We start from the raw sequence: 19,775 nt of genomic DNA, 5'->3' as shown, positions 1-19,775 counted from the left end.
GAGGAGGTGCAGGCCTCGATGCCCGACGCGCACCGGGAGCTGGTGGAGTAGATGGCCGCCCGGTGGGTGATCGGCACCGCCGAGCAGGCGCGGGCCGAGCTCGAGCGGCTCGCCGCGACGTACGACGACGACGTGGTGTTGGTGGCGGCCGGGCCGCCGGCGTGGCGGCCGGGCCGCCGGCGTGGCGGCCGGGTCTCCGGCCGACCCGGTGGGGTACCGCGCACCCATGATCGGACGTGTGGTGGGCGAGGGACTGCTGGCTGGCGCGGTGGGCGTCGCGGTGATGACGGTCGGCGAGAAGCTCGAGCAGCGGCTCACCGGCCGCCCCGACTCCTACGTGCCCGGCCGGGTCCTCGAGCGGCTCGCCGGGGTGGGCGAGCACCGCGGTCGGCCGCCACGTGCCACGAACCTGGCCATGCACTACGGGCAGGCCACGCTCGTGGGCGTCGTCCGGTCCGTCATGGCCCACGCCGGCCTGCGCGGGCCGGTGGCGTCGGCGAAGTTCGGCGTCATCCGCCTCACCACCGACCAGCTGCTGGAGAACGCCACCGGCGTCGGGGCGCCACCGCAGACCTGGCCACGTCGCGAGCTGGTGGTCGACCTGGTGCACAAGGCGGTGTACGCCGCCGCCACCGGCGTCGTCGCGGACGCCTTGGCCGCCCGGAGCGGACCCGGGCCCGGCCAGCGGCACGCCGACGTCCGACCCGGCCGGGTCGGCGACGTGGGGCCGGTGCCGCGCCCGAGCTCCTCCTGACCGACGTCCGAGCCCCCCGGGGCCCGCTGATCGTGACTGCCGCGCAGCCGGCGGCGACGGCGACTGAGCAGCTCGAAACCCGGGTGCGAGCCCGTGCAGGAGCTGGTGCACTGGCGCGGTGGAGCTGACCGAGGAGACCTTCCGCGCGCTCGCGCGCAGCGCGCCGTGGCGCTGGCGGACCCTGCACCTCACGCACGAGACCGCGGACCGGGCTGTCGAGGCCTGGGCGCGCCGGCCGCACGACCTCCTGGTGCGCACGGCCGACGGTGCCGTGCACCACGAGCACGGCTGGCCGTACGGCCAGTCGCCGCTCGGTCCGGCAGGGCTGCCGCCGCGCCGCTCGCCGCAGGACGTCGAGCCGGTGTGGCGGGCCGACGGCCTGGTGGCGCGCCGCCCCGACGACTGGTGGATCGAGTACGGCGACGTCATCTGGGAGAACTACCGGTGGAGCGCGATGCTCGACCCCGTCGAGCTGAGCCACCACACCACGGTCGCCGACCTGCGGGCGGGTGAGCGCGAGGGGCGCCGGACCTGGTGGGCGCGCGTGTCGGCCGAGGAGGGCTACGACCCACGGTGCGGCTGCTGCCCCCTGCTGTGGTCGGAGGTCAGCGACCGCGACGAGTACGCCACCAGCGGCCGGCCGTGGTCGCCGCCCGCGGACACGACGTACCCGGCGGCGTACGACGTCGCGCTGGACGTCGAGACCGCGGTGGTCGTCTCGCTGGCGCCGGTCGAGGGCCCGGACCGGTCCCACACCTTCGAGGTGACGTTGCACGAGGTCGACGCCGACCTCGACGCGTTGTTCGACCCCGTGCTCAGGCCTCCCAGGTCCTGACCCAGAGAGCGTTCTCCGATGCCGCCAGCTGCTCGAGCGAGGCGGGCGAGACCGGCTCGGCGACGTCGGTGACGACGTACCCGAGCTCGCCCTGGGTCGCCAGCTGCTGACCGAGGACGTTGTCGCCCTGCTCGGCCAGCAGCTCGTTGAGGCGGGCCAGCACCCCGGGCACGTTGCGGTGGAGGAAGCCGAGGCGGTGGCCGCTGACCAGCGCCGGCGCCACGACGGCGGGCAGGTTCACCGACAGCGCGGTGCTCCCGTGCTGGTCGAAGGCGGCCAGCTTGCCGGAGACGAACCAGCCGATCTCCTCCTGTGCCTCCTGGGTCGACCCGCCGACGTGCGGGGTCAAGATCACGTTGTCGAGGCCGCGCAGCGGCGACTCGAAGGTGTCGCCCTGGGCCTTCGGCTCGACGGGGAAGACGTCGAGGGCGGCGCCGGCGATGTGCCCGGACAGGATGTGGTCGCGCAGCGCCTCGGTGTCGACGACCATGCCGCGGGCGGCGTTGATGAACATCGCCCGGCGCTTCATCCTGGAGAACTGCTCGGCGCCGAAGAGGCCGGCGTTCCCCGGGCGCCCGTCGATGTGCAGGCTCACCACGTCGCTGATCTCGAGAAGCTCCTCGAGCGTGCGCATCCGCCGGGCGTTGCCGTGCGCGGGCCGGTCGGCGGTGTCGAAGAAGACCACCCGCATGCCGAGCGCCTCGGCCACCGTGGACAGCTGGGTGCCGATGTTGCCGTAGCCGACGATGCCGAGGGTGCGGCCGCGGACCTCGTGGCTGCCCTTGGCGGACTTGTCCCAGACGCCGGCGTGCATCTTCTCGATCTTCTCCGGCAGCCGCCGCGCGAGCGCGATGATCTCGCCGATCACCAGCTCCACGACGCTGCGCGTGTTGGAGTACGGCGCGTTGAACACCGCCACCCCGAGCTCCGAGGCGGCCGCCAGGTCGACCTGGTTGGTGCCGATGCAGAAGCAGCCGATCGCCTTGAGGCCCGGCGCTGCCTCCAGCGCCCGCCGGGTGACCTTCGTGTTCGAGCGGATGCCGACCAGGTCGACCCCCGCGAGCGCCTCGACCAGCTCGTCCTCGGCGAGCGAGCGGGAGAGCAGCTCGACCTCGTAGCCCTTGGCCTCGAGGGACTCGACGGCGACCTCGTGGATGTTCTCGAGCAGCAGTGCCTTCACGGCCCAACCCTAGGACGCCCGGGCCGTCGTCACCGAACCGCCGCGGAGCGGTGAGACGGTTCGCGCGCCGTCCCTGGTGCACGGTGAGGAACGGCGGGGAAGCGTCAGGATCCCAAGTTCACCTGGGATGCTGACGCCTCGCTGTTGTTGCAACACCCGGGAAGCGTCAGGATCCCAAGTACACCTGGGATGTTGACGCCTCGCTGTTGTTGCAACACCCGGGAAGCGTCAGGATCCCAAGTTCACCTGGGATGTTGACGCCTCCCTGCTGTCGCAACACCCGAGGAGCGTCAGGCGGCTACCGCCCCTGGAGGTCCTCCGCGTCCACGATCCGGTAGGCGTACCCCTGCTCGGCGAGGAACCGCTGCCGGTTCGCGGCGAAGTCGGCGTCGACGGTGTCCCGGGAGACGATCGTGTAGAAGTGGGCGCTCCGCCCCTCGGTCTTCGGGCGCAGCAGCCGGCCGAGCCGCTGGGCCTCCTCCTGCCGGGAGCCGAAGGAGCCGGAGACCTGGACGGCGACCTCGGCCGAGGGCAGGTCGATGGAGAAGTTGGCCACCTTCGAGACCACCAGCAGCCCGACCTCGCCGGAGCGGAAGGCGTCGAAGAGCCGCTGCCGCTCACGCACCGGTGTGTCGCCCTTGATGACGGGTGCGTCGAGGGCGGCGGCCAGCTCGTCGAGCTGCTCGATGTACTGGCCGATCACCAGGGTCGGCTGGCCCGGGTGGGCGGTCACCAGGTCGCGGACGACCCGGGTCTTCTCGGCCGTGCACGAGGCCAGCCGGTAGCGCTCCTCGGGCTCGGCCGTGGCGTAGACCAGCCGCTCGTCGGTCGGCAGGGTGACCCGGACCTCGACGCAGTCCGCCGGTGCGATCCAGCCCTGCGCCTCGATGTCCTTCCAGGGTGCGTCGTACCGCTTCGGCCCGATGAGGGAGAAGACGTCGCCCTCCCGGCCGTCCTCGCGCACCAGGGTCGCGGTCAGCCCGATCCGGCGCCGGGCCTGGAGGTTGGCGGTCATCCGGAAGATCGGCGCCGGCAGCAGGTGCACCTCGTCGTAGACGATGAGGCCCCAGTCGCGGGCGTCGAGGAGCTCCAGGTGCGGGTAGACGCCCTTCCGCTTCGTGGTCAGCACCTGGTACGTCGCGATGGTGACCGGCCGGACCTCCTTGACCGACCCGGAGTACTCGCCGATCTCGTCCTCGGTCAGCGACGTGCGCCGCACCAGCTCGTCCTTCCACTGCCGCGCGCTCACCGTGTTGGTGACCAGGATCAGCGTGGTCGCCTTCGCGTGGGCCATGGCCGAGGCGCCCACCAGCGTCTTGCCGGCCCCGCAGGGCAGCACGACGACCCCGGAGCCGCCGTGCCAGAACGACTCCGCGGCGTCGCGCTGGTAGTCGCGCAGCGACCAGCCGCTCTCGTCGAGCTCGATCGGGTGCGCCTCGCCGTCGACGTACCCGGCGAAGTCCTCCGCCGGCCAGCCGAGCTTCAGCAGCGCCTGCTTGAGGTTGCCCCGCTCGGAGGCGTGGACGACGACGGTGCCGACGCTGTCCGGCAGCGGGTCCAGCCGGGCGCCGAGCATGCCCTGGATCTTCTTGGCGCGCAGCACCTCCTCGAAGACCGGCAGGTCGTTGCTGGCCAGGACCAGCCCGTGGGTGGGGTGCTTCTCCAGGCGTAGCCGGCCGTAGCGGGCCATGGTCTCGGCGACGTCGACCAGCAGCGCGTGCGGCACGGCGTAGCGGCTGTACTCCAGCAGCGTGTCGACCACCTGCTCGGCGTCGTGGCCGGCGGCGCGGGCGTTCCACAGCCCGAGCGGCGTCAGCCGGTAGGTGTGGACGTGCTCGGGCGAGCGCTCCAGCTCCGCGAACGGCGCGATGGCCTTGCGGCACTCGGGCGCGCGCTCGTGGTCGATCTCGAGCAGGAGCGTCTTGTCGGACTGGACGATGAGCGGTCCGTCGTTCATGGGGAGGAGGTGGCCTTCCGTCGTGCTCGGTACGCCGCCACGTTGGCCCGCGAGGAGCAGCGGTCCGAGCAGTAGCGGCGCGAGGTGTTGGGGGAGGTGTCGACGTAGACGCGGCGGCAGGGCGCTGCGGCGCACACGCCGAGCCGGGTCGGGCCGTGGTCGCAGACCAGGGTCGCCAGCCCGAGCAACGACTCGCCGACGAGGAGCTCGGCGACCGACTGAACCCGGCTGGCGACGTGGACGTGCAGGTGGCCGTCGTGGTCGGTGATCTGCGGGGTGACCGGGTGGCGACCCATCAGCTCGTTGAGGCCGTCGACCACCGCGGCGCTGTCGCCGGACGCCGAGGCCTCGAAGACCGGGCGCAGCTCGCGCTGGAACTTCCGCAGCAGCATGCAGTCGCGGTCGGTGCACTGCGGCTGTAGCCACGGCCGCGCGGCGAGGTGGGACACGAGCCCTGCGACGTCGCCCAGGTCCGCGTTGAGCAGCGCGGCCGACTGGTCGGCGTACCGGAGGAAGTCCACCTGTCGAGTCTACGGAGCCGCATCCACCGGCCGGACCGACGTGATCCGGTGCACCGCGTAGGTGCGCACATCGTCGGCGCGGTGGTCGTGGGCGGTCAGCCGGCCGCCCTCGACGGAGAGCGGGTCGACGATCCGCTCGCTGGAGGCGCCGTGGTTGTCGACGTAGGAGATGAGCACGGGCGTGCGCGCCTCGACCGCGTCGCGCAGCGCTGCCAGCGACCCGCTGGGGCTCAACGGCGCGTCCGCCGCCGGGCGTGCGCCGGCCGCCCGGTCACCGGAGCGGATCGCCGTGACGACCGCCGAGGCCGTCGCGGTACGGCGCGCGGCAGCGTGGGCGGGCACCCGGCGGGCCTTGGGCGTGCGGGCGCGCAGCACGTCCGGCCGCGCGACGTGGACGGTGCCGTCGGGGGCCTCGACGACGGGTGCGCTGCCGAGCTCGCGCAGCCGGGGGAGGAGCAGGTCGAGCGGCGTGGTGGAGACCAGCACCGTCGGGGCGAGCCGCCGCAGGCCGAGGGCGCTCGCCCGCGGGTGGTGGAGCAGCTCGGTCAGCGCCGTCTCGTCGTCGGAGCGCAGGAACGCCTCCACCGCACCGACGCGGACGGCGCCGTACGTCCGGGCGGTGTCGTCGACCAGGTAGGTCAGCGGTTGGGGGACCGGCGTCCGCGAGAGCGAGCCGACGAAGTCGTGCAGCTCGACGGCGGTCCAGCCCGAGTCGAGCGCCCGCCGGACCGAGGAGGGCGTGAAGCGGTAGACCGTCGCGCCGCCGCGCGACTCCACGTCGGCGACCAGCTGCAGCCGGCGGGCCAGCGCCGACTCCAGCGGTCCCGGCGCGACCGCGGTGAGGTCGGCCTGGAGCAGCACGTGGTCGACCGGCTCCGGCAGCAGGGCGGCCAGCGCGGCGGAGGGGTCGTCGTCGGCGAGCAGCTCGCGGGCGTGCGAGGCCAGGCCACCCAGCCCGGTCACGCCCAGCGCTCCCGCCTCGTCGAGGGCCCAGGCGACCTGGTCGGCCCGGGAGCGGGGCCGGCGGGGTCGCAGCCACGCCACCCGCGCCACGACCGAGGGCGGACCGGTGCCGGCCGCCAGCACCTGCCCCTCGGGCAGGTCGGCGAGCACCTCTAGGGTCATCCGCCGGGCCTCCGCCGCGGTCGCGGCGGCGAGCTCGGGCTGGAGGGCGTTCCACGTCTTGCCCTGCGGGTCCCGGCTGCCGACCAGCCCGGGCAGCCGGGGGGTGTCGAGCCACGCCCGGGCGAGGACGGTCCACCGGTCGGCGAGGTCCTGCCCGGCCCAGGTGTCGAAGAGGTCGGTCGGCACCCAGGCGGGGTTTCCGTCGCGGTCGGCGGTGGTGGCCAGGAGGCCGGCCGCGTGCGCCGTCTCCACGAGGAGGGCCGCGGTCGGCTCGTCGACGTGCAGCAGGCCGGCGGTCGCCTTGAGGTCGCGCACGGCCAGCCCGCCGCTGCGCAGAGCGGTGGGCGGGGAGGTGCCCCACTGGTCGAGGAGGAGCTCGACCCGGCGTACCGCCTCGAACGCCGCGCCGGCCGCCGCGCGGTCGACGAGCGACGCCGAGCGCTCGGAGGTCACGACCTCGGGAACCACGTCGACCGGCTCCCGGGTGGTGCGGCCGCCGCGCAGCGCCAGCCCCACCTCGCCCGGCAGCACGACCGTGCCGCCGCCGCGCGGCACGAGGAGCCGGCGGGCGAGCAGCTCCTCCGCTGGCGTCGCGGCGTCGGCGACGGTCACGTGGTGGCGGGAGGTCCCGGTGGTGGCCTCGCCCCCCTGCTCGGCGACGTGCTCGAGCAGGGTCCGCGCCGCAGGCGAGAGCTCGGCGAGGCGGCGCTCCACCTCGGCCGTCGGCGGGGCGTCGGGGGACCGCGGGTGGAGGCCGCTGCTGCCGCCGCCGCGCACGCCGGCCATCGCATCGGCGACCCCGGTGAGGGCGCGTAGCCCACCGGTGGACTCCCACGCCAGGGCGAGGTCGAGCAGCCGGTCGAGCGCGGAGGCGCTACCTTTCGGGTCTGCGTGCACCAGTGTCACCAGCTCGTCGGCCGTGGTTTGGCCGGCGACGACCAGGGCATCAAGGACGCAGAGCTCGAGCCGGCTGAGGCCGTCGAGGGCACGCATCAGGGACGATCGAGTGGCCGCGCGGGACGCCAGCTGGCCGGAGTCATGAGGGGCGGGAGTGGCGAGATCGGGACGCTCGTGCAGCAGCCGGGACAGCCGTGCGTCGGGCCAGCTGCGCAGCTGGTCGGCGAGCGAGCGGTGTCCGGACATCCCCCCAACGCTAGCGAGGCGCCCGTGAGAGCCGTCGAGCTCCACCACGGGACCGCCACCGACGTGGGCCTGGTGCGCGAGGTCAACGAGGACTCCTTCCTCGCCGCCCCGCCGGTCTTCGTCGTCGCCGACGGCATGGGCGGGCACCAGGGCGGCGACGTCGCCAGCGCGATCGTCGTGGAGGAGTTCGCCCGGCTCGCCGACGACGGCTACGACCCCCACCGCGGGGCCGAGGCGATCGCCGCCACCCTCGCCCGCTGCGGCCAGCGGATCGCGGAGTACGGCGCGGCGCAGCGCGCCCGCGGCGCCACCGGCCCGCAGGCCGGCACCACCGCCGTCGTGGCCCTGCTGGTCGAGGACGCCGGCGAGCCGAAGTGGCTGCTGGCCAACCTCGGCGACTCCCGGGTCTACCGGTTCGCCGGTGGCCGGCTGGAGCAGGTCAGCGTCGACCACAGCCTCGTGCAGGAGCTCGTGGACGCCGGGGCCATCACCGCCGAGGACGCGGCGGTCCACCCGGAGCGGCACGTGATCACCCGGGCCCTGAGCGGCTCGGAGCCGGCGGAGGCCGACTACTTCCTCCTGCCCCTGCCCTCGGCCGAGCGGCTGGTCCTGTGCTCCGACGGCATCAGCGGGATGATCTCCGACGAGGAGATGGCCGCGGTGCTCGGCCGGGCCGACGACCCCCGCGACGCCGCCGACCAGCTGGTCGCCGCGGCGCTGGCGGCCGGCGGCCGCGACAACGCGACCGTCGTCGTCGTCGACGTCGTCGGGCTGGCCGGCGAGGCGTCGTACGACGCCGCCGCGCAGCGGGTGAGCCTGGAGCAGAAGCTCGGGGCCCTGCCGTGACCGGCGCCGCTGCCGTGACCCGGGCCTACCGTCCGGGCGACTGGTTCGCCGTGCTCGGCCGGGGCACCACGCTCCTCCTCCCACCGTCGGAGCGGGCCCGCGTGCCGGCGCTGTGGGAGCTGGTCGACGGCGGCGCCGAGCCCGACGAGGTCCTCGACGCGCTGGTCGCCGGCGGGCTGCGCGGGCTGCCGGCGTTCCTGCTCGCCACCACCGCCGACGACGGGTCGGTCCGCCTGGTGCTGCGGGGGCGGGTGCGGGCCACCGTCGCCGCCGACGGCGAGACGGTGGCGGTCGACGGGGCCTCGGCCACCACGTGGGTGGAGCGCTCGTGGGTGCACGTGGTCGCCCTGTCGGTCGTCCTCGACGAGCGGGTCGCCGGCCCCGACCTGGTCGTGGCCGACGGGCTGGTGCGCCTGGCCCGGCTGGAGGAGCCGGCACCCGCCACCGCGGAGTCGTCCCCGGTGGCCGGTGTCCCAGGCGTCCCAGGCGTCCCAGGCGTCCCGGGCATCCCCGAGCCGCCGCACGAGCCGGAGGCGGAGACCGAGCTGACCGACCTGGGCGGCGCCGCTGAGCGCTCGCGGTCGGCGTCCTCCCGCCTGCCGTCCCTCGCGTCCGCGCCGCCGGCTGCCCCGCTGGCGACCAGCGAGCCCGACGAGACCCGGACGGGCGAGATCGCCGCCCTCCCGCTCGAGCCGCGACTGCCCGGCATCCCCGGCCAGCCGCCGGCGCCCGAGGTCACCGCACATCCGGTCGCCCGGCTCGTGATGTCGCACGGAGAGACGGTGGACGTCGACCGGGTGGTCCTCGTCGGCCGCGCGCCCGAGGCCCGCCGGTTCACCTCGGGTGCGCAGCCGCGCCTGGTGACCGTGCCGAGCCCGCACCAGGAGATCTCCTCCACCCACCTCGAGATCAGACCCGGGTCCGGCGCCGACCACGGCCTCGCGGTGGTGACCGACCTCGGTTCCACCAACGGCACGGTCCTGGTGCAGCCCGGCCTGGGCCCCGAGGAGCTTCGGCCCGGGGTCGCGGCGCAGCTGGTCCCCGGCGCCGTGGTGGACCTCGGAGACGGCCTCACCATCCAGGTGCTCAAGCCCTGATGGCCGTGGCTGCCGAGGCCCCGGCGACCGCCTTCCCCGCGGCGGGGCTCGACCGGAGGCTCCACGCGTTCCTGCTCGACCGGCTCGTCGGCTGGGGGGTCTACGCCGTCGCGGCCGGGCTGGCCTGGTGGCTGGTCCGCGACGGTGCCGCCCTGGGCGCCGCCGTCGGGATCGTGGCCGGCGCGGTCCTCCTCGTCGTGCTCGTCCACGCGCTGCTGCTCGGGCTCCGCGGGACCTCGCCGGGCAAGGCGGCGACCGGGCTCAGGGTGGTCCACGCGGGGACCGGCGACCCGATCGGGGTGCCCGCGGCGCTGCTGCGGGTGGTGCTGCTCGGGCTGGCGACGGTGCCGACGTTCGGGCTGGGCCTGGCCACCCTGGCGTGGACGGCCGTCGCCGACCGCGGCGGTCGCCGCCGGGGCGCCCACGACGTGCTGACCCACGCGGTCGTGGTCGACGTCCGGCCCGCACCCGTCGTCGTCGAGGAGGTCGCCAGCGCACCGCGCCAGGTCGTCAACCTCACCGCGCTCCGGTTGCTCCCCACCCCGGCCCAGCCGTCCCTGCCCGCCCCACCGTCCCTGCCGGCCGCGCCGCGGGAGGTGGCACCGGAGCCGCCTGCACCGCCCCGGCCGCCCGTCGCCGCCGAGCCGCCTCCACCCGCCGCGCCGGTGACGCCCCCGGCACCCCGCCCGGCCGCGGACCGGACCGTGGTGCGGGGCTCGGGCGCGGCCCCCGCGCGCTGGCGGATCAGCGTGGACACCGGCGAGAGCCTCCTCGTCGAGGGCCTCGCGCTCCTGGGCCGACGCCCCGAGGCGAGGGAGGGTGAACCGGTGCGCCACCTGCTCGCGCTACGGTCGGACGACATGTCCTTGTCGAAGACCCATGCCCAGCTGCAGGTCGCGCCCGACGGTGTCCTCGTCGTCATGGACCGCGGCTCGACGAACGGATCGGTCCTGCTGCGGCAGGGGACGCCGCGGCCGCTGAGCGCCGGCCGGCCGGTGACCCTGGTCGACGGCGACCGGGTCCGGCTGGGCGACCGCGAGCTGGCGGTCACCCGGGAGGGCTGAGCGTGCGCACCCGCAAGCGCTCGACCCAGCGCTCGGCCCAGCGCTCGACCCAGCACTCGGCCGAGGACCCGCTGGTCTGGTACGTCTCCTACGGCTCCAACATGTCGCTCGACCGGCTGTCCTGCTACCTGGAGGGCGGTTGCCCGCCGGGCGGCAGCCGGCACAACCCCGGCGCACGGGACCAGTCGCCGCCGCTGCGCAGCCGGGCGGTGGACCTGCCCGGGACGACGTACTTCGCCGGGCGGTCCGCGCAGTGGGGCGGCGGCGTCGCGTTCTACGACCACGCGACACCGGGGCGCACCGCCGCCCGCGCGTACCTCGTGACCGCCGCGCAGTTCGCCGACATCGCGGCACAGGAGATGTTCCGCGTCCCGGCCGAGGGCGACCCGATCGAGGAGCTGGTCCTCGACCCGCTCGAGGGCGGCCGGCACCACGTCGGGCCGGGCCACTACGAGACGCTCGTCGAGGTGGGCCGGGTCGATCGGCACCCGCTGCTCACCTTCACCGCGCCGCACGGTGCCGACCACGTCGAGCACACCCGGCCGTCGGACGCCTACCTCGCCGTGATGGCCGCCGGGCTCCGCGAGTCGCGACCGTGGGACGACGCCGAGGTCGCGGCGTACCTCTGCTCGCTGCAGCCGGGACTGACGCTCGCCCGCTGATCCGTGCGCCCCTACGGTGCGGCCATGAGCTTCGAGCACGAGGAGTCGGTCCGCACCCCGGCCCCGCCCGCCGCGGTCTGGGCGTTGTGGAGCGACACCGCCACCTGGCCCGACTGGGACCCGGCGGTGGAGGCGGTCGCGCTGGACGGCGACTTCGTGGCCGGTGCCGCCGGCCTGGTCACGCTCGCCGGTGGGATCGACGCGCCGGTGCTGCTCGAGGTCGTCGAGCCCGGTGCCCGCTACCTGGACCGCCTCACCATGGGTGACCTGGTGATCCGCATCGACCACGTGGTGCGCGCCGACGGCGACGGCTCGCTCGTCACCGTCGCCACCACCATCGACGGGCCGGGTGCGGGGGACGTGGGACCGATGGTGACCCGGGACGCACCGGTCGCGCTGGCCCGGCTGGCGGGGCTGGCCGAGCGGTCCGCGCCGGCCTGAGCGACAGGGCTCGGACCGACCGTTTCGCCGGCGCCCCGGGGCCCGCCTACGCTGACGCCGTGCGCGACGACCGATCCACCCCGCTGGCGGTGGGGTTCGACCTCGACATGACGCTGATCGACACCGCCCCCGGCTTCGGCTCGGTCCTCGAGGCGCTCGGCGCCGAGCTCGGCGTCGACTTCCCCGTGGCGGAGATGACCGCCCGGCTCGGCCCGCCGCTCGACCTCCTGCTCGAGCCGTACCTGGCCGCCGACGCCATCCCGGCCGCCGGCGACCGGTTCCGCGCCCTCTACCCCGACCACGCCATCGCGTCGGTGCCGCTGCTGGCCGGCGCGCAGGAGGCCCTGGCCGCCGTACGTCGCCACGGTGGGCGCACGGTCGTCGTCACGGGGAAGTTCCCGGCCAACGCCCGGCTCCACCTCGACCACCTCGGGCTGGAGGTCGACGTCCTCGAGGGCTGGGTCTGGGGCGTCGGGAAGGCCGCCGCGCTGCGCCGCGAGGGCGCGTCGATCTACGTGGGCGACCACGTCCACGACGTCGAGGGGGCCCGGGCCGCCGACGCCCTCAGCGTCTCGGTGCTCACCGGCGGCTGCACGCGTGAGGAGCTCCTCGCCGCCGGCACTGACGTCGTGCTCGACTCGCTCACCGACTTCCCCGCCTGGCTCGACGACCACCTCGCCGGCCCCTGACCCTCGACGAGGTGGCAGCCCTGCATGGTCGAGGTGGCACCCCTGCACGGCCGCGGCAACCCGATGGACCCCTCCTTGGCCACCCTCGTAGGCTGTGCCGTCGCCCGGCAGGTCGCCGCGGACGAGACGGATCAGAAGAGGTCAGACGGTGCCCACTGGCAAGGTGAAGTGGTTCGACGCTGGCAAGGGCTTCGGCTTCCTGTCCCAGGAGGACGGGCCCGACGTCTACGTCCACGCCGACGCACTCCCGGAGGGCGTCGCGACGGTGAAGCCGGGCACCCGGGTCGAGTTCGGCATCGCCCAGGGCCGGCGCGGTGACCAGGCGCTGCAGGTGCGCATCCTCGACAAGGCGCCCTCCGTCACCCGCAGCCAGCAGGCGGCGCGCCGCAAGAAGCCGGACGAGATGGCGCCGATCGTCGAGGACCTGATCCGGCTGCTCGACGACATCGGTGAGGGCTACCGCCACGGACGTCACCCCGACGCCCGCACGGCGAAGCCCACCGCCAAGCTGCTGCGCGCGCTCGCCGACGAGCTCGAGCTCTGAGTCGAGGAGCCGCGCCGGGGGCTCAGTGGTCCGTGCGCGGTCGCCGTGGCATCGGCTGCGTGTCCGGTACGTCGGGCGAGGACACCGGGGTGCCGGGCGGGGTGGACCCCTCCCCGTGCGGCGAGCCCTCCCGGGACGACTGCGAGGGGCCGGCCGGCGCCCCCGCGTCCGGCGGCACGTCGTCCTGCGGCCGCGCGGTGCGGCCGGCCCGGGCCGCGGCGGACCGTCGCCCCAGGAGCACGTAGGCGGTCCAGGCGCCGAGCACCGCCACGCCCACGCCGAGGCCCAGCCGGGCGGGCTCCAGCGGCAGCGCGATGCCGACGAAGCCGCCGATGACCCACGCCAGCTGCAGCGTGGTGTCGCTGCGGGCGAACGCGCTGGCCTGCACCCGGGACGGCACGTCGCGCTGGATCGTGGAGTCGAGGCAGAACTTCGCCAGCGACTGGGCCAGGCCGGCGGTCAGGCCCAGCAGGGCCAGCGGCAGCACGCCGTAGAAGAAGGTGGCGACCAGGATCGCGGCGAGGTCGGCGACCAGGGCCAGCACCACGGTGACCGCGGGGTTGATCCGGCGCAGCAGGGAGGCGGCCGCCACGCCGAGCGCGTTGCCGGCGCCGGCGGCGCCGACCACGAGGCCGACCATCACCTCGGCCGAGAGCGACGTGGGCGGTGGGTTCTCCCGGAGCAGGAACGCCATGAACATCAGCAGGAAGCCGGAGAGGAACCGGGGCCCGCAGTTGGCCCGGAGCGCGAACGCGACGGCCGCCGGGATGCGGGTGCGGGTGCGCCCCCGGCGTGAGGCCGAGTCCGACGACCCGCGCAGGACGAGGTCGCCCTCGCCGGCGCTGGAGTCCACCGCCTCGGGCAGCCGGATGGCGCAGACGGTCGCGACGACGAAGAGCGCGAACGCGTAGCGCAGGCTCCACTGCGGCCCGGCCAGGGAGGCCAGCCCGGCCAGCGGTGCCGACACGACGACGCCGACGATGCCGGAGAGGCTGACCCGGCCGTTGGCCTTCACCAGCGTGAAGCCGTCGGGCAGCAGGCGGGGCACCGCGGCCGCGCGCGTGACGCCGTACGCCTTGGAGGAGACCAGGACGCCCAGCGCTGCGGCGAACAGCCACGGCGAGTCGCCGGTCACCGAGGTCGCCAGCGCCCAGCAGAGGAACGCGCGCAGCGCCATCGTCGCGCCGATCGCCCAGCGCCGACCGTGCGCGAACCGGTCGAGGAACGGGCCGATGAGCGGGGCCACGATCGCGAACGGCAGCATCGTCAGGCCGAGGAAGAGCGCCACCTGGCCGCGCGCCTCGCCGGAGGGAACCTGGAAGAACAGCGAGCCGGCCAGCGAGATCGCGACGGCTGCGTCGCCGGCGGTGTTGAAGAAGTGCATGTGGATGAGGCGGTTGAGCCCGGACTCCCCGGCTCCCTCCGCGTTCGCCGCCCGGGTGGCCTGCCGGCCCAGGAACCGGCCGGCGCGCCCGGTGGCGCGGCCGGCGGCCGCGACGCTGCGAGCCGTCGCGCGGGCGCCCGTGCCGACACCCCGGCCGAGTGCACGGGCGCGTCCGCCGGGCTGCTCGGGCTCGGGCTGCGGCCGGTCCGACGTCATGGGCACCATCCTGCCGTGCGCGCCGAGGCGCCGGCAGCGCCCCGCCGACATCCGACCCCGGCTGACACCGGGTTCGGCGATCGGTCACACTTGACCCGTGACGACCCTCGCCCGCCCGAAGCCCGACTCCGCCACCGTCGCGGCCGTCGACGTCGCCCGGGACGCCCTGCTCCAGGAGGTCGACGGGGCGGACGTCGGCGAGCACCTCGGCCACGTCGTCGAGGGGGAGCGCGTCGTCACCCACCACTTCGCGTGCGAGCGGGCCGGGTACCGCGGCTGGCGCTGGTCGGTGACGGTCGCCCGTGCGCCCCGCCAGAAGTCGGTGACCGTCGACGAGGTCGTGCTGGTCCCCGGCGAGGACGCCATCGTCGCGCCCGAGTGGGTGCCCTACCGCGAGCGGATCCAGCCGGGCGACCTCTCGCCCGGTGACCTGCTCCCGGTCGCCGACGAGGACCCGCGTCTGGTCCCGACCTACGCGTACGGCGACGACCCGCTCGACGCCGACGACCGCGCGCAGGTGCGTCAGGTCGCCAAGGAGCTGGGGCTCGGCCGGGTCCGCACCCTCTCGCTCGAGGGGCGCGACCAGGCGGCGGAGCGCTGGTACGACAGCGACCACGGACCGTCCGCGCCGATCGCCCAGGCGGCGCCGGACCTCTGCTCCACCTGCGGCTTCCTGGTACGCCTGAGCGGGCCGCTGTCGGAGATGTTCGGGGTCTGCGCCAACGGCGACGCCAACGACGACGGCCGGGTCGTCTCCTTCGACCACGGCTGCGGCGCCCACTCGGAGGTCCGGCTGGCCAAGAAGCACGAGCCGGTGCCGCTGCCCGAGCCGGTGGTCGACACCCTCACCGAGGACCTCGAGCCGCTCTGAGCGGCCTGGTGCCGACGCGCCGGGAGTCCTCCGGTCAGCCGGCCACGGAGAGCAGCCAGACGGCGTAGTCGTCGTTCGCGGGGTGCAGCTCGTAGCTGCCCGCGCGCAGGTCCACCCGGAGCCCCGCCGCGGTCGCGTCCGCGACGAAGTCCTCGGGGGTGTAGCGGCGCGCCGCTGCGGGCCCGCCCGTGAGGTGGAAGCCGGCCAGGACCCGCCCGCCCGGTGCCAGGAACGACCGCAGGTGCGCGAGCACGCGTCGCTCGGTGCCCTCCGCGAGGAACACCAGCACGTTGCCGACGCAGACCACCAGGTCGACGACGCCGACCGTGGCGGGGGAGACCGACAGCACGTCGGCCTCGACCACCTCGAGGTCCGGATAGGTACGGCGCGACTGCGCGACCAGCTCGCCGTCGGGCTCGACGGCCACCACCTCGTGCCCGCGGGCCGCCAGCGCGGCTGCGACCCGGCCCATGCCGGAGCCGACGTCGAGGACCCGCGCCCCACGCGGCAGCAGGGCGTCGGCCAGCCGGGCCTCGCCGTCCACGTCGGCCCCCGTGGCGACCAGGCGCGCGAAGGTCTCGGCGTAGCCGCCGCGGGCGGGCCCGGCGAGCTCCCAACGGGTCGGCGGGGGAGCGGGGTCAGCCACGCGGGAGCCCGTCCGGGAATGCGTCCGCCTCCTCCTCGCGGCGCTCGCGGGCCCGGCGCCGGCGCCGGCAGTACTCCACGCCGAAGAGGCCGAGCCCGAACCCGGCGAGGCAGGTCCACAGCCACCAGTCGCGACCCTCGTCCGCCAGCCGGCCGTAGAACGGCAGCAGCGCGAGGAACCCGACCAGCCACAGCGCCACCCCGACCTCGACCGTGCGCACGCCGTCGACGTCGAGCGGCTCGACGTCCGCGACCAGGTAGGTCCGGTTCCCGAACTCGTGCTGCGTCGGCTGGTCGTCGCGGAGCTCCACGTGGACACGGTACTCGGCACGGTCGCCGGCTCTGCCATGCTGACCGCCCGTGAGCATCGACTCCTACTTCCGCATCCGCGAACGCGGCTCGACCGTCGGCCAGGAAATCCGTGGCGGCTTCGTCACGTTCCTGACGATGGCCTACATCATCGTCCTGAACCCGCTGATCCTGGGCTACGTCCCGGACTCCGAGGGCAACTACCTCGGCGGCGGCGCCGACCCGAACCTGCCGGCCATCGCGGCCGGCACGGCCCTCGTCGCCGGCGTCCTGACCATCCTCATGGGCTCGGTCGCGAACTTCCCGTTGGCCCTCGCCGCCGGCCTGGGGCTCAACGCCTTCGTCGCCTTCGCCATCGCCACCCAGTCGACCTGGGCCGACGCCATGGGCCTCGTGGTGCTCGAGGGCATCGTGATCCTGGTCCTGGTGCTGACCGGCTTCCGGCGGGCCGTCTTCCACGCGGTGCCGACGCAGCTGAAGGTCGCCATCTCGGTCGGGATCGGCCTGTTCATCGCGCTCATCGGCTTCGTCGACGCGGGTTTCGTGACCCGGATCCCGGACGCCGCGCAGACGACGGTCCCGGTCCAGCTCGGCTCGGGCGGCCAGCTGGAGGGGTGGCCGGTCCTCGTCTTCGCCGGAGGCCTGCTCCTCCTGGTCGCGCTCTGGGTGCGCCACGTCAAGGGCGCCATCCTCATCTCGATCGTCGCCGCGACCGTCGTCGCGGTCGTGCTGGAGGCGCTGCTCGACCTCGGCCCGGCCAACGAGAACGCCGGTGGTTGGGCGCTGACGGTGCCGAGCTTCGACGGCTTCGTCGACCTGCCGGACTTCGGCACGCTGGGTCAGTTCTCGCTCTTCGGGGCCTTCTCCTCGGTCGGCGTGGTCGCCGCGCTGCTGCTCGTCTTCTCCCTGATGCTCGCCGACTTCTTCGACACCATGGGCACGATGACCGCGATCGGCGCCGAGGCCGGGCTCAACGACGCCGAGGGCGTCCCGCCGCACACCCAGCGGATCCTCGTGGTCGACTCGGTCGCCGCGATCGCCGGTGGCGCGGCCGGTGTCTCGTCCAACACCTCCTACATCGAGTCGGCCTCCGGCGTCGGCGAGGGCGCCCGCACCGGCCTCTCCTCGATCGTTACCGGCCTGCTCTTCCTGCTGGCGACGCTCTTCACGCCGGTGGTCCGCGCGATCCCCTCGGAGGCGGCCGTCCCCGCCCTGGTGCTCGTGGGCTTCCTGATGATGCAGCAGGTGGCGGACATCTCCTGGTCGGACCTCGAGATCGCCATCCCCGCGTTCCTCACCATCGTCCTGATGCCGTTCACCTACTCGATCACCGTCGGCATCGGGGCGGGGTTCCTGGCCTTCGTCCTCGTCAAGCTGGTGCTCGGCAAGGCGCGGCTGGTCCACCCCTTGATGTGGGTGGTGGCGCTGCTCTTCGTCGTCTACTTCGCGATCGACCCCATTACCGACTGGCTCACCTGACCCACGACGGCGGCGACACCGACGAGCGGAGGCCCTCCCCGAGCGGGGGAGGGCCTCCGCTCGTCGGAATACTTAGCAAGGCTAATAAGTTATGCTCACGACATGCCGACCGTGGAGAAGATCTGCCGCACCGACGCCGGGCTGGCGTCGGAGCTCCGCCTGTCCGTGATGCGCCTGCGTCGCCGGCTGGCCAACGAGCGCGATCCCCACAACGAGCTGTCGATGAACGCGATGTCCGTGCTCGGCTGCCTGTTCCGCCACGGCGAGCTCACCGTCGGCGAGCTCGCCGCGTGCGAGCGCGTGCAGCCCCCGAGCATGACCCGCACCGTCAACGCCCTCGAACGCGGGGGCTGGATCACCCGACGACCGCACGAGAGCGACGGCCGGCAGGTCGTCGTCGCGCTCTCCGACGAGGGCCGCGCGACCGTCGTCGCCGACCGTCGCCGCCGCGACGAGTGGCTCGCGCAGCGCCTGCGCGAGCTGAGCCCCGACGAACGCGCGGCCCTGCGCCGGGCCGCCCCGATCCTGGAGAGACTGGCCACCGCTTGAGCCCCACGTTCCGCTCCCTCGCCAACCCCAACTACCGCCGGTACGCCGTCGGCGCCGTCGTCTCGAACACCGGCACCTGGATGCAGCGCGTCGCCCAGGACTGGCTGGTGCTGCAGCTGGCCGTGAACGGCGGCACCGCCGTCGGCATCACCACCGGCCTGCAGTTCCTGCCCGCCCTGCTCCTCTCGCCCTTCGCCGGTGTCGTCGCCGACCGCTTCCCCAAGCGTCAGCTCCTGCAGGTGACCCAGGTGCTGATGGCGGTGCCGGCCCTGGTGCTGGGCGTGCTGGCGGTCACCGGCGTCGCCGAGGTCTGGCACGTCTACGTGCTGGCCCTGCTGTTCGGCGTCGGCACCGCCTTCGACGCACCCGCGCGGCAGTCGTTCGTGAGCGAGATCGTCTCGGCCGACGACCTGACCAACGCCGTGGGGCTGAACTCGGCCTCGTTCAACGCCGCCCGCATCGTCGGCCCGGCGCTCGCGGGCGTGCTCATCGGCGTCCTCGGGGGAGGCGCGCAGGCGACCGGCTGGGTGATCCTGGTCAACGCGGTGACCTACCTCGCGCCGGTGCTCGCCCTGCGTCGCATGGACCCGGCGACCCTCGCCCACGTCGACCCGATCGGCCGCACCCCGGGGATGGTGCGGGAGGGCGTGCGCTACGTGCGCGGCCGGCCCGACCTGATGCTGGTGCTGATGATCGTCTTCGTCGTCGGGACCTTCGGGCTCAACTTCCAGATGACCTCCGCGCTGATGGCGACCGACGTGTTCCACAAGGGCGCCACCGAGTACGGCCTGCTCGGCACGTTCATGGCGGTCGGCTCGCTGTCCGGCGCGCTCCTGGCCGCCCGCCGCCCGGTGGTGCGGCTGCGGCTGGTCGTCGGCGCGGCGGTCGTCTTCGGTGCCACCGAGGTCGTGGCCGGGCTGCTGCCGTCGTACGCCGTCTTCGCGCTGTGGATGCCGGCGCTCGGGCTCTCCGCGCTCACGATGATCACCGCGGCGAACACGCTGATGCAGGTGTCGACCGCTCCCGCGCTGCGGGGCCGGGTGATGGCGCTGTACCTGATGATCTTCATGGGCGGCACACCGGTGGGGGCGCCCGTCGTGGGGTGGGTCGGTGAGACCTTCGGGGCCCGGTGGACACTGGTCGGGGGAGGGCTGATGACCCTGGTCGGGGTCGGCCTCGCGGTGGCCTGGTTCTTGACCCGCCCGGAGGGCCGCTCGCGCGTTTTGACCCCTGTGGGGGCGGCGGGTAGCCTCGGTCCTCGTGTCTGGGACAACCAGGCCGTTGCGCGTGCTCAGAAGTAGTCGGCGGGAACGGATCGCCGGCCTTCGGCACGCAAGCCTCCACTTCCGCCTCGGCGGCAGTGCCGTGCGCCGGGCGACACGCCCGACCTCGGGGGCGAGCAACGCCGGTTGAGAGCACCACCCGACACCGCACACATCGTGCGCAGCACCGTGCCGCGCACTG

The 19,775-nt window shown here is 74.6% G+C and carries 21 protein-coding genes; 13 read left to right on the top strand and 8 right to left on the bottom strand.

From position 1 onward, the window contains the following. A partial coding sequence (locus tag ACSMHG_RS07970) for a hypothetical protein (RefSeq protein ID WP_435743453.1) occupies positions 1-224 on the bottom strand: 224 nt, incomplete at its 3' end. A 2-nt stretch (positions 225-226) separates the two neighbouring features. Between ACSMHG_RS07970 and ACSMHG_RS07965 the strand changes: the two genes are divergently transcribed. Next, on the top strand, positions 227-754 hold the full coding sequence (locus ACSMHG_RS07965; protein ID WP_435743451.1) for a hypothetical protein: 528 nt from the start codon (positions 227-229) through the stop codon (positions 752-754). A 118-nt stretch (positions 755-872) separates the two neighbouring features. Beyond that, positions 873-1,589: a hypothetical protein gene (locus tag ACSMHG_RS07960; protein WP_435743449.1), complete on the top strand. Its 717-nt coding sequence runs from the start codon at positions 873-875 to the stop codon at positions 1,587-1,589. On the opposite strand, the gene serA is transcribed toward ACSMHG_RS07960, so the two are convergent. The 4 genes from serA to ACSMHG_RS07940 all read right to left on the bottom strand — a co-directional run bounded on the left by serA (position 1,570) and on the right by ACSMHG_RS07940 (position 7,515). Further along, complete coding sequence (gene serA / locus ACSMHG_RS07955) at positions 1,570-2,769, bottom strand: phosphoglycerate dehydrogenase (RefSeq protein ID WP_435743447.1); 1,200 nt, start codon at positions 2,767-2,769, stop codon at positions 1,570-1,572. The two genes, ACSMHG_RS07960 and serA, sit on opposite strands and share 20 nt — an antisense overlap. Positions 2,770-3,067: 298 nt before the next feature. Beyond that, positions 3,068-4,726, bottom strand: a complete 1,659-nt coding sequence (locus tag ACSMHG_RS07950; protein WP_435743445.1) for a DNA repair helicase XPB — start codon at positions 4,724-4,726, stop codon at positions 3,068-3,070. Beyond that, a complete protein-coding gene (locus ACSMHG_RS07945) occupies positions 4,723-5,247 on the bottom strand; it encodes a CGNR zinc finger domain-containing protein (protein WP_435743443.1) in 525 nt (174 codons plus the stop codon). The genes ACSMHG_RS07950 and ACSMHG_RS07945 overlap by 4 nt, the downstream gene beginning before the upstream one ends. Before the next feature lie 9 nt (positions 5,248-5,256). Continuing rightward, complete coding sequence (locus ACSMHG_RS07940) at positions 5,257-7,515, bottom strand: helicase-associated domain-containing protein (RefSeq protein WP_435743441.1); 2,259 nt, start codon at positions 7,513-7,515, stop codon at positions 5,257-5,259. A gap of 24 nt (positions 7,516-7,539) precedes the next feature. Between ACSMHG_RS07940 and ACSMHG_RS07935 the strand changes: the two genes are divergently transcribed. The 7 genes from ACSMHG_RS07935 to ACSMHG_RS07905 all read left to right on the top strand — a co-directional run bounded on the left by ACSMHG_RS07935 (position 7,540) and on the right by ACSMHG_RS07905 (position 12,858). Next, entirely contained in the window at positions 7,540-8,361 is an 822-nt protein-coding gene (locus ACSMHG_RS07935; protein ID WP_435743439.1) for a PP2C family protein-serine/threonine phosphatase, read from the top strand. Continuing rightward, on the top strand, positions 8,358-9,458 hold the full coding sequence (locus ACSMHG_RS07930) for an FHA domain-containing protein (protein ID WP_435743437.1): 1,101 nt from the start codon (positions 8,358-8,360) through the stop codon (positions 9,456-9,458). Before ACSMHG_RS07935 ends, ACSMHG_RS07930 begins: the two co-directional genes overlap by 4 nt. Continuing rightward, positions 9,458-10,522, top strand: a complete 1,065-nt coding sequence (locus ACSMHG_RS07925) for an RDD family protein (protein WP_435743435.1) — start codon at positions 9,458-9,460, stop codon at positions 10,520-10,522. Before ACSMHG_RS07930 ends, ACSMHG_RS07925 begins: the two co-directional genes overlap by 1 nt. 2 nt (positions 10,523-10,524) lie before the next feature. Next, complete coding sequence (locus ACSMHG_RS07920; RefSeq protein ID WP_435743433.1) at positions 10,525-11,184, top strand: histone deacetylase; 660 nt, start codon at positions 10,525-10,527, stop codon at positions 11,182-11,184. A gap of 24 nt (positions 11,185-11,208) precedes the next feature. Beyond that, positions 11,209-11,625, top strand: a complete 417-nt coding sequence (locus ACSMHG_RS07915; RefSeq protein WP_435743431.1) for an SRPBCC family protein — start codon at positions 11,209-11,211, stop codon at positions 11,623-11,625. Positions 11,626-11,684: 59 nt separating this feature from the next. Next, entirely contained in the window at positions 11,685-12,314 is a 630-nt protein-coding gene (locus ACSMHG_RS07910) for an HAD family hydrolase (protein ID WP_435743429.1), read from the top strand. Positions 12,315-12,462: 148 nt separating this feature from the next. Beyond that, positions 12,463-12,858, top strand: a complete 396-nt coding sequence (locus tag ACSMHG_RS07905) for a cold-shock protein (RefSeq protein WP_435743427.1) — start codon at positions 12,463-12,465, stop codon at positions 12,856-12,858. Between the two features lie 22 nt (positions 12,859-12,880). Here the strand turns inward: ACSMHG_RS07905 and ACSMHG_RS07900 are convergent, their stop codons facing one another. Beyond that, positions 12,881-14,458 (bottom strand): MFS transporter, encoded by a 1,578-nt coding sequence (locus tag ACSMHG_RS07900; RefSeq protein WP_435743425.1) that lies wholly within the window; start codon positions 14,456-14,458, stop codon positions 12,881-12,883. A gap of 97 nt (positions 14,459-14,555) precedes the next feature. Here ACSMHG_RS07900 and ACSMHG_RS07895 point away from each other — a divergent pair, with 97 nt between their 5' ends. Then, on the top strand, positions 14,556-15,329 hold the full coding sequence (locus ACSMHG_RS07895; protein ID WP_435743423.1) for a DUF3027 domain-containing protein: 774 nt from the start codon (positions 14,556-14,558) through the stop codon (positions 15,327-15,329). 34 nt (positions 15,330-15,363) lie between these two features. Here the strand turns inward: ACSMHG_RS07895 and ACSMHG_RS07890 are convergent, their stop codons facing one another. Together ACSMHG_RS07890 and ACSMHG_RS07885 are read right to left on the bottom strand one after the other, a co-directional pair. Continuing rightward, positions 15,364-15,975, bottom strand: coding sequence for a class I SAM-dependent methyltransferase (locus ACSMHG_RS07890; RefSeq protein WP_435743421.1), 612 nt, complete (start codon positions 15,973-15,975; stop codon positions 15,364-15,366). After that, the gene (locus ACSMHG_RS07885; protein ID WP_435743419.1) at positions 15,968-16,285 is read right to left on the bottom strand and encodes a DUF2530 domain-containing protein; all 318 of its coding nucleotides are present in this window, start codon (positions 16,283-16,285) and stop codon (positions 15,968-15,970) included. The genes ACSMHG_RS07890 and ACSMHG_RS07885 overlap by 8 nt, the downstream gene beginning before the upstream one ends. 49 nt (positions 16,286-16,334) lie before the next feature. Here ACSMHG_RS07885 and ACSMHG_RS07880 point away from each other — a divergent pair, with 49 nt between their 5' ends. The 3 genes from ACSMHG_RS07880 to ACSMHG_RS07870 all read left to right on the top strand — a co-directional run bounded on the left by ACSMHG_RS07880 (position 16,335) and on the right by ACSMHG_RS07870 (position 19,612). Beyond that, complete coding sequence (locus ACSMHG_RS07880; protein ID WP_435743417.1) at positions 16,335-17,762, top strand: NCS2 family permease; 1,428 nt, start codon at positions 16,335-16,337, stop codon at positions 17,760-17,762. A 102-nt stretch (positions 17,763-17,864) separates the two neighbouring features. Then, positions 17,865-18,311 (top strand): MarR family winged helix-turn-helix transcriptional regulator, encoded by a 447-nt coding sequence (locus tag ACSMHG_RS07875; RefSeq protein ID WP_435743415.1) that lies wholly within the window; start codon positions 17,865-17,867, stop codon positions 18,309-18,311. Beyond that, complete coding sequence (locus tag ACSMHG_RS07870; protein ID WP_435743413.1) at positions 18,308-19,612, top strand: MFS transporter; 1,305 nt, start codon at positions 18,308-18,310, stop codon at positions 19,610-19,612. The genes ACSMHG_RS07875 and ACSMHG_RS07870 overlap by 4 nt, the downstream gene beginning before the upstream one ends. Positions 19,613-19,775: the final 163 nt, after the last annotated feature.

Origin of the sequence: Nocardioides ureilyticus (assembly GCF_051280745.1) — a bacterium.
Taxonomy (GTDB): Bacteria; Actinomycetota; Actinomycetes; order Propionibacteriales; family Nocardioidaceae; genus Nocardioides.
The sequence above is the reverse complement of the archived record's forward strand: the minus strand, read 5'-3'. Positions and strand labels throughout refer to the sequence as shown.